This window comes from Streptomyces torulosus (genome assembly GCF_001419765.1).
GTDB lineage: Bacteria > Actinomycetota > Actinomycetes > Streptomycetales > Streptomycetaceae > Streptomyces > Streptomyces torulosus.
Genome location: NZ_LIRK01000978.1, coordinates 1 through 1,237 on the forward strand (window position 1 = coordinate 1; position 1,237 = coordinate 1,237).

Here is a 1,237-nt window from a genome sequence, read left to right on the forward strand (position 1 = left end):
CCCGAGGATGCGGCCCGCCAGGTCGCCGACATCGAGCAGGTCAGCCGCCAGGCCCTCGTCGACGTCCGCGAGGCCGTCACCGGCTACCGCCGCCCCCGCCTCGCCACCGAACTCGCCGGTGCCCGCGACGCGCTCACGGCGGCCGGCATCACCGCCGAACTGCCCGCCGACGTCCCCGACCTCGCCGACGTCCCCGACGACACCGAGTCCGCCCTCGCCTGGGCGCTGCGCGAGGCCGTCACCAATGTCGTCCGCCACAGCGGCGCCCACCGCTGCTCGGTGGACCTCGTCCGCCGCCAGACCCTCGACGGCCCCGCCCTCGAACTCACCGTCGACGACGACGGGACGGGCGCCGGGGGCATCCAGGCCGACGGGTCCGGCGGGTCCGGCGGCAGCCCGGGCACCGGGCTCACGGGCCTCACCGAACGACTGGAGAAGGTGGGCGGAACGCTGGAGGCGGGCGCCGCCGGGCACGGCTTCCGCCTGGTGGCCAGGGCCCCGCGGCGGCCGTGACCCCGGACGTAGGATCCGGCGCATGAGCCGCACGATCAAGGTCCTCCTTGCCGAGGACCAGTCGATGGTCCGCGAGGCCCTGGCCGCCCTCCTGGGCCTGGAGGAGGACATCGAGGTGGTGGCCCAGGTCGCCCGCGGCGACGAGGTCCTGGCCGCCGCCCGCGCCCATGACGTCGACGTGGCCCTCCTCGACATCGAGATGCCGGGCGCCACGGGCATCGAGGCGGCGGCCCGGCTCCACCGCGAGCTGCCCGGCGTGAAGCTCGTCGTCCTCACCACGTTCGGCCGCCCCGGCTACCTCCGCAGCGCCATGGAGGCCGGCGCCGACGCGTTCCTCGTCAAGGACGCCCCTGCCGCGCGGCTGGCCGACGCCGTACGCCGCGTCCTGACCGGCGAACGGGTCATCGACCCCACCCTCGCGGCAGCGGCCCTCGCCGAGGGCGCCAACCCCCTGACCGACCGCGAACGCGAGGTGCTGCGCGCGGCGGCCGACGGCGCCACGAACGCGGAGCTGGCCGAGACCCTCCACCTCTCCCAGGGCACGGTCCGCAACTACCTCTCCACAGCGATCCAAAAACTCTCGGTCCGCAACAGACGAGAGGCAGTGCGCATCGCACGGGAGAAGGGGTGGTTGTAGCCGGGGTGAGGCGACTCGACAGGGCCTGGTAGCCACCGGCCGGGGGCAGCCACCCCGGGGGGCGCGGGGAACTGCGCGACCGACCAC

At 75.4% G+C, this 1,237-nt stretch carries 1 protein-coding gene and 1 pseudogene; both read left to right on the forward strand.

The genetic code is table 11. From position 1 onward, the window contains the following. Window positions 1-539, forward strand: a pseudogene (locus AOK23_RS43290) (sensor histidine kinase); the annotation flags it as partial. Then, the gene (locus tag AOK23_RS43295; RefSeq protein WP_055717837.1) at window positions 536-1,150 is read left to right on the forward strand and encodes a response regulator transcription factor; all 615 of its coding nucleotides are present in this window, start codon (window positions 536-538) and stop codon (window positions 1,148-1,150) included. The pseudogene AOK23_RS43290 and the gene AOK23_RS43295, both read left to right, overlap by 4 nt. The last annotated feature ends 87 nt before the right edge of the window (window positions 1,151-1,237 follow it).